We start from the raw sequence: 8,269 nt of genomic DNA on the forward strand, positions 1-8,269 counted from the left end.
GTTATTTTTTATCCAAGGTATTAACCATATCCCAATCCACTGGTGTTCCTGAAATAGTATATTCAGCAGATTTTGTGATAAAGTATTTAGCAACCAGGTCTTTAGGATTTTTACTGAGGACTTTATCGAATGCAGCTGAAGCTTTCGGAAAAGCCTTATTAAAAAAATGATCTAATCCTTTTTGAAAATCCTTAATGGTCTTTTTTTTCAAATCGATACTTTCATCATCGTCACCATCAAAGCATTCGTAAACTCCTAGTGCTTCATGCTTTCCTTTTACCTTGACCTTACCTAAATAACGAAAATTAAAATCATCCTTATTATCAATCGTTGACATGCTGCTCTCGCTGATAACTATATTGGCGCCATAAAATTTCGAGGTCCCCTCAACACGTGAGGCTGTATTCACCGTATCCGCTATAATAGCAGTATCATTTCTATAACTATCGCCTATAATACCCATAACCAAGGATCCCGTATGCATTCCCATACCCACCGAAATTGGCTCATAACCCTCTTTTTCCCTTCTTATATTGTAATCTATAATTGTTTTCTGCATGGCAATTGCAGCCTGTAATGCATGACTTGCCTGCTCCGGAAAAAGGGCCATAATGCCATCTCCTAAATATTGATTTACAAAACCCTTATGCTGTTGGATCAAAGGTCCCATACGCCCAACATAGGCATTAACAAACTTAAAATTTTGCGTCGGTGTCATGGATTCCGACAATGTCGTGTAATCCCTGACATCCGTGAATAGGACAGTAACCTCTTTTTGAATATGATCGCCAAGAATAACATCGGTAATTGCTTCCCGTCCAACGGATTTTAAGAATTCAGATGGCACAAACCTGCTTGTCGCCCTGTGGATACCATATAAATTTAAATGGGTTTTTATTCTGCTCAACAATTCATTTTTAGAAAATGGCTTTGTCAAATAATCATTTGCTCCAACATTAAACCCTGTAACCAAATCACTTACCCTGTTTTTAGCCGTAAGTAAAACTATGGGAAGTTCACTACTAGAATACGTTTTTCGAATGGTCTCACACACTTCGTAACCCGACATATGCGGCATCATGATATCCAAAAGAATTAAATCGAAATCATGACCATTTTGAATACGTTCTAATGCCTCTTTTCCACTTCCAACTTCAACTACATTATAACCGGCCACTGTTAAATGGTTTTCAAGTACCCTCCGATTAATCGGTTCGTCATCAACAATTAAAATCGTTAATTCGGAGGTTTTAACATCCAAGGCTAAAATATCTTCATTTTTACTTTCGACTGCATCCGTTCTAACACCTTGTACTACATCCTCCTCTTTTTGTTCCAAAGAATCACGTGACTCCTGACTCAAAGGTAGTGTGAAACTAAATTCTGAACCCTGTCCCAAAGTAGATTCCACGTTAATTTCACCACCGTGAAGCTCCACCAATTGCTTCGTCACGGTTAATCCCAGGCCTGTACCTCCATAGGTTCTGGAAATGGATCCATCCCCTTGCTCAAAAGATTTAAAAATGGAATGAAACTGTTCTTTTGGAATTCCAATACCAGTATCAGAAACAGTAATTCTTAAATAGGCACCTTTCTTTACCGCATTAATCTCGACCGTACCCTTTTCCGTAAATTTAATGGCGTTGCCGACTAAATTATACAGGATCTGCTGGAGCCTATTCTCATCAGCAAGCACCAATGGAATCGTTTTACTAATAGCATTGATTAATTTAAGATTCTTATCTTTTGCCAGACCGCTCGAAACCTTCAGAACCAGCTCAGCAATAGGGAAAATATCTATGGACTGAATATTAAGAGATAAATCTTCATTCTTTAACTTAGAAAAGTCAAGAATATCGTTAACCAAATTAGAAAGGCGTTTTCCACTATTCGTGATCATATCCAGATTCTCTATGGCCTTTGGAGACATTTTACCCGCTACACCATCCATTAATGATTCAGATAGACCAATAATACCATTTAATGGTGTTTTTAATTCGTGAGAGGTGTTTGCTAAAAACTGATCCTTAAGACGATCAACTTGTTTTAATCGGCCGATGATTTCGCGTTCCTGCCTTAATTTAATACTCTTCTGTCTAGACCGCCAATACAAACCTCCAACGAGTAATAATCCTATCGTCCCGAATATCAAAAGGTTAACCTTATTACGTTGTTGACTAATATCTTTTGCGTAGCGTAATTCCTGTTCCGCCTTTTCTTTGTTAAACGCAATACTATCGGCAAGCTGTTGTTTCTCGAACTGATACTGCATTTCCTGACGTGTAATTTCTTGGGTTTTATCCTTATTGAACAGGGAGTCTTTTGCCTGTACGGATTGTTTAAAGTACTTTAAAGATTTGTTATAGTTCCCTAATTTTTCCCATACGATACTTAAACACTCACAAGCTTCTTTTTGAGCTATAAGTACACCCGATTCTTGAGCTAGTGCTAAACTCTTCTCACAGTCTTTTTTTGCTAGTTCATATTTGCCGAGCATTAAATAAGTCCCCCCTCCTCTATATAAATACGCTGAGATCAGTCCTTCCTTATCCCCAATCTCATTCTTAATGATTATGCCTTTATTCAAATAGTCCAGTGCCTTATCGTACATGCCTTGCTTATTGTATATTTCACCAATATTGTTATAGGCACGGGTAATTCCTCTTTTATCACCTACCTCTTCAGCCAATGCTGCCGACTTCAATAAATTTTCGAGGGCCGCATCAAACTCATTCATATCGGAATGAACAAGAGCAACATTGTTGTATGCATGCACCAAAGTGCGCTTATTGCCAATCTCCTGCTTCAATTTTAAGCTGTAACTGAGGTACTCCAATGCTTTAGTCTGGTTTTTCTGTCTTATATAGACATTACCGAGATTGTTAGTAAGTCTTGCTAAATTTTCCTTGTCATTTATCTCCTCTGAAATCTTTAATCCTTGAAGCAAATAATCCAGGGCCTTCGTAAAATTGCCCAATTCATAATAAACCGTTCCAATGTTGTTAAAAGTGGTTGCCAATGCTTTGGTATCCGATAACTGTGCATGTAATTCATGGCTTTTTAGAAAATAATCTAAAGCTTCATTAAATTGTCCCTGAACCGCATATGTATTTCCAATAAATCGGAAAACCGTTGCTTTCCATTTTCTATTGTTCTTTTCTTCCGAAAACTTGAGCACACGATGACCAAATACGCGCGCGGAGTCGAGGTTTTGCCTAAACAAGAGCATAAAGGCATCTAATCCGGCTTCAAATCTCAAAGAATCTATTTTCTTCTGGTCCTCAAATGCAATTTTAAGGCTGTCTAAAGTTGACGATTGTCCGAACGAAACACTTATTAAACCAATACATAGAAGTAATGAAAGTTTGTATTTCATTTATATTTTTATTGCCGTATTGTTATGAATTGCTAAAGTTAAGTGTTAATACTTAATTTTTAAAGTATGATAAACAAAAAAGGAGTAGCTGCGTTAGGAAGAAAATCTGTATTCGCTTTTTATATTCTTAAACGCATTTAACTACTGTAATGAAGGAGCATAAAACTAAGCCTGATTGCAAGGCAGCACAAAGAAAGGAATGTCAATTTTGAATGCCAGGGTTTCCAAACCACTTTGAGCAAACAAACGTTTTATAAAGGAATGTTTTTTATTCTTTATAACGAGCATCTTAATCTTATTAACATGAATATAGTCGTAGATTTCTTTCAGCATATCTTTATTTGAAGTATCGATATAATCATGTTTAAGATCCTTAAAATTAGTATTAAAAAACTCATGGTTATCGTAAGATTCATAGGCTAAATGGTTCTGATCCGCAATATGTAAAATGGCCAATTCCGAATTAAAATTATACACCCACTCTTTTAAAAGTTCCACATCATCATTATCGAATGGCTCAAGATTAGTAGTTGCTAAAACTACTTTCGACAAATTTGAAAATTTGAAGTCATTTGGTATCACTAAAACAGGCGTTGTACATCTTTGAATGACATGAATAGTATTACTTCCAAAGAATACCTTCTCCAAACCTGAAGCACCCTTAGTCCCCATTAAGATCAAATCGATTTGTTGTGTTTCACAAACTTGATTAATGGCATCAGTAAAGTTATCATAATCCACAATAGAATGAAATTCATGTTTATCGTTTCGATACCGCTTCTTGATTCCAGTGATAATATTATTAATGGATTTCTTGGCAGCATCAACAATGGTATTGTATATAGTGGCGGAGGAGGACACTACCAACATATCATCGGAAATAAATGATGATGCTTTTTGTACATTCATCAGATAAAATCTACATTCTTCATCCTTGAAAAATTTCATACCAAAATCAATAGCATTCAATGAATTCTTCGAAAAGTCCGTGGGTAAGAGTATAAATTTCATGGTGCTTGATATTAGTTTTTAAATATAGTAAGTGAGGTGATTTAAAAATATGATAAATATCAGTCGTTACCATCTCTATATTGCAGACAAAAATTAGTTTAATAAATTTATCCATTGTACTTTCGGCACAATAAATGAGACCTGTTACGTTATAATTCAAATAAAAATAACTTAATGCGAATTTCCCTAATTCTTATTGTTCTGGCTAACATGATTGTCCATGCACAAAATTCGGCTATCGGAATTTCAGAAAAGCTCACCTACACAGCTTCATATAATATGTCAGGCATTTTAAACGATATTGCAGAGGTAACCCTGGAAACTAGCCCTGTTAAAACGTCTAAAGCTACGTTGATGAGGTTAAAGTGCACCGCCGTAACCTTCAGTAAATGGGATAACTTTTTTAAAATAAGAGATCTTTATGAAAGTTATGTGAATCCGCAAACCCTCACTCCATATTTATATAATCGCGACATCAACGAGGGAACCTACTATAAGGCAATGAAATATACCTATAGTCATAAAACAAATACGGTGAAGACCGTTCAAACGAAAAAAAACAATAATATTGAAAACAAAACCGTGTCCATTGGCAAGGGCACAAGGGATATTGTTTCGACATTGTACACAATGCGACTCTTCGATTATGATACCATGAACAAAGGAGAACGTAAAACACTTACCCTTATTTTTGATCGAAAAGAAATTAAAGCACAGATCACCTATTTAGGTAAAGAAGAGATCAGCACGGCCATAGGCAAAAAGGAATGTTATAAATTAGCCATAGGTTCATCTACAGAAATATTAAAAGGAAATAACAATAATCTATTATGGCTTACAGCAGATAAAAATAAAATCATTGTTTACGGAAAATTTAAAATTCCAGTTGGTAATGGTGAACTAAAAATTAAATCAGCTTCGGGTCTGAAGCAATAAACTATGAAGACATTATTCATCATTTTAGCGGTTATTACTTCTATTCTTTCAGCCATTTTTGCAGTTTTACCAATTTCAAATTTGGCCGTGATTCCGGCCATATTAGCATTTGCCTTTGCCTTTGCCGCTCATTATATGTCCAAAAAAGAAGGTGAGGTAAGGAAAATTATTCCATTCACCTTTTTTCTAACAACAATTGCTCTGATGCTTTCACTGTATAAGGCTGTATTTATCGCTTCAGAAGTCACTCAAACAGAATCTTTAGAGGCCAAGGAAATCCAACTTGAAGAAGAAGCAATTGACGAATTGGAAGAACTTGATCTTGAGATCGAAGAAATTGAAGATATCACCATTGATGAGTGAGTAATTACCTCTATTATATGTATATTAGCATTATCAAAATAATTAAATTAAACATAGGATTATAATCTTAATTCAAAGACTATAATAAATGTAATTTGCTTGGGATAAACCCTATTAATATGCTTGTTAAAACCTTTGTCTCTCTCTCTCTACTGACATTATTAGGTACTTGTGCAACCGAAAAGTACAGCACTAAAATCAAAAACATTAAAAATAGTATTAAGTTGGTTGATAGCTCTCTTGTAGTGAAGTATGCCAACACCATAACACCAGAAGAATTGAGCACCCATTTATATGCCTTTGCATCGGACGAATTCAGAGGACGTAAGGTTGGTGAAGAAGGCCAAAAATTGGCTGCGAAATTCTTAAAAGATTATTACAATTCAAATGGTATTCCTTCTCCGTTAGGTAAAAATAATTATTATCAAACGATCCCGGCCTCATTTTTTCCTAAGGACACTAAATCATCCGAGAATGTCATGGCCTATATTGAGGGATCAGAGAAACCCGAAGAAGTCATCATCATTTCCGCACATTTAGATCATCTGGGAATTAATGAAAACGGAGCTATTTACTATGGTGCCGACGATGATGGTTCCGGAACTGTTGCGATAATGGAAATTGCTGAAGCATTTCTTTTGGCCAAAAATGCTGGTCATGGTCCAAAACGGAGTATTTTATTTCTCCATTTAACTGCAGAAGAAATTGGCAAACGCGGATCTGAATATTATACGACTTACCCAACTTACCCTATCACCAGTTCCATTGCGAACCTTAATATAGATATGATAGGAAGGGTAGATGGTTTTCATAAGGACAATAACAACTATGTTTATTTAATAGGTTCGAACAGATTAAGTAAAGAATTGCACTATATCTCAGAAAAAGTAAACCGTGCTTATTGTAATCTTGATTTGGATTACAGGTACAATGCAGAAAATGATCGTAATAAATATTATATGAGATCAGATCATTACAATTTTGCCAAACACGGTGTACCGGTCATATTTTACTTCAACGGGGAGCATGAAGATTATCATAAGCCCAGTGATACACCGGATAAAATACAATATAATCTATTAAAAAAAAGAGCACAACTTATTTTTGCTACGGCCTGGCAATTAGCTAACCAACCGCATCGATTGGCTTTGGACACCAACCATGAACTGTTAAATTAGATGCGGATTGACCAAAGCTTAGTTTAGAATTTCGTATTATAGCGGTTTTAATTCTCACATAAGAATGTTTATACTAGTTTAAAGGATTCGTCCTTATTCCATTCATAGATTAATTTAAAATTATGATTTGTAAAAACGTATTTCCCCTATTAATTACCACCTGTTTCATGGTGGCCTTTGGCACCTCACAGACACATACCTTAGAATCAGTAAAAAATACATTAGTTACCACATATGCTGAAACGATAACTTCAGGTGAACTAAAAGAGATGCTTTACACCTATGCTTCCGATGATTTTGAAGGAAGACAAACAGGCGAACCTGGACAAAAAAAAGCTGTAAACTTTTTAAAAGACTACTATACAGCCATCGAAGTGCCTTCTCCATTGAAAGATAACACTTACTTTCAAAAGATTCCATCGTCGTTTTTCAATAACATGGCTCAGGATTCTGAAAATGTGATAGCGTATATCAGAGGTTCAGAAAAACCGGAAGAAGTCATTGTTATTTCTGCACATTTAGATCATATCGGCACAACCAAAAATGGTGATATCAATAATGGCGCGGATGATGATGGTTCCGGAACGGTGGCGATTCTAGAGATAGCTGAAGCCTTTAAAACTGCTGAAAAAGCAGGTCAGGCTCCCAAACGGTCAGTTTTATTTTTACATGTTACGGGTGAAGAAATTGGGTTATATGGTTCAAGATATTATACCGATGTGGACCCCGTATTCCCTATAGAACAAACAGTAGCAAATTTAAATATTGATATGATCGGTCGTATTGACCCAAAGCATGAAGGAAGAAGTAATTACTTGTACCTTATTGGGTCCGATAAACTAAGTGCAGAATTACACGAGCTTTCCGAAACCATAAACAACACTTACTTTAAATTAGAATTTGATTACACTTACAATGATGATGATGATCCGAACCGATTTTATTATCGTTCAGACCATTATAATTTTGCAAAACATAATGTACCGGTTATCTTCTACTTCAATGGCACACACGCCGATTACCATAAACCTAGCGATACACCGGATAAAATTTCATATCCCTATTTAGAGACTCGTGCCCGTTTAATATTCCATATGGCCTGGGAATTGGCAAACCGTGAGCACCGTATTACGTTGGATTAACGCTCTATAAATTGAATTTTATTATAAAATCGTTCTCGTAACAATGACTTTAATCAGGCGGAAAGATCGGTCTCACTTCGACGACCTCACTTAAGTGAGGTGCTCAGCATAAACTTCTCGACCGATTACTTTATAAAAAAAAGTCCCTTGACAAGCAAGAGACTTTGTAAGGGGTGGAAGATCGGTCTCACTTCGACTACCTCACTTAAGTGAGGTGCTCAGCATAAACTTCTCGACCGATTACTTTATAATGAAAAAAGTCC

6 protein-coding genes are annotated in these 8,269 nt (G+C 35.8%); 4 read left to right on the forward strand and 2 right to left on the reverse strand.

Annotated features, from left to right (window positions below; translation table 11 throughout):
• Position 1: 1 nt before the first annotated feature.
• Together MR041_RS14820 and MR041_RS14825 are read right to left on the reverse strand one after the other, a co-directional pair.
• The gene (locus tag MR041_RS14820; protein WP_242095031.1) at positions 2 to 3,376 is read right to left on the reverse strand and encodes a tetratricopeptide repeat protein; all 3,375 of its coding nucleotides are present in this window, start codon (positions 3,374 to 3,376) and stop codon (positions 2 to 4) included.
• A 165-nt stretch (positions 3,377 to 3,541) separates the two neighbouring features.
• Positions 3,542 to 4,387, reverse strand: coding sequence for a universal stress protein (locus MR041_RS14825; RefSeq protein ID WP_242095032.1), 846 nt, complete (start codon positions 4,385 to 4,387; stop codon positions 3,542 to 3,544).
• A gap of 174 nt (positions 4,388 to 4,561) precedes the next feature.
• Here MR041_RS14825 and MR041_RS14830 point away from each other — a divergent pair, with 174 nt between their 5' ends.
• The 4 genes from MR041_RS14830 (at position 4,562) to MR041_RS14845 (ending at position 8,006) form a co-directional block, all read left to right on the forward strand.
• On the forward strand, positions 4,562 to 5,323 hold the full coding sequence (locus tag MR041_RS14830; protein WP_242095033.1) for a DUF3108 domain-containing protein: 762 nt from the start codon (positions 4,562 to 4,564) through the stop codon (positions 5,321 to 5,323).
• Between the two features lie 3 nt (positions 5,324 to 5,326).
• The gene (locus MR041_RS14835) at positions 5,327 to 5,686 is read left to right on the forward strand and encodes an FUSC family protein (RefSeq protein ID WP_242095034.1); all 360 of its coding nucleotides are present in this window, start codon (positions 5,327 to 5,329) and stop codon (positions 5,684 to 5,686) included.
• Positions 5,687 to 5,805: 119 nt separating this feature from the next.
• Positions 5,806 to 6,864: a M28 family peptidase gene (locus MR041_RS14840; protein WP_242095035.1), complete on the forward strand. Its 1,059-nt coding sequence runs from the start codon at positions 5,806 to 5,808 to the stop codon at positions 6,862 to 6,864.
• Positions 6,865 to 6,986: 122 nt separating this feature from the next.
• Complete coding sequence (locus tag MR041_RS14845; RefSeq protein ID WP_242095036.1) at positions 6,987 to 8,006, forward strand: M28 family metallopeptidase; 1,020 nt, start codon at positions 6,987 to 6,989, stop codon at positions 8,004 to 8,006.
• Positions 8,007 to 8,269: the final 263 nt, after the last annotated feature.

Origin of the sequence: Aestuariivivens sediminicola, from assembly GCF_022662015.1 — a bacterium.
Classification (GTDB): Bacteria; Bacteroidota; Bacteroidia; order Flavobacteriales; family Flavobacteriaceae; genus Aestuariivivens; species Aestuariivivens sediminicola.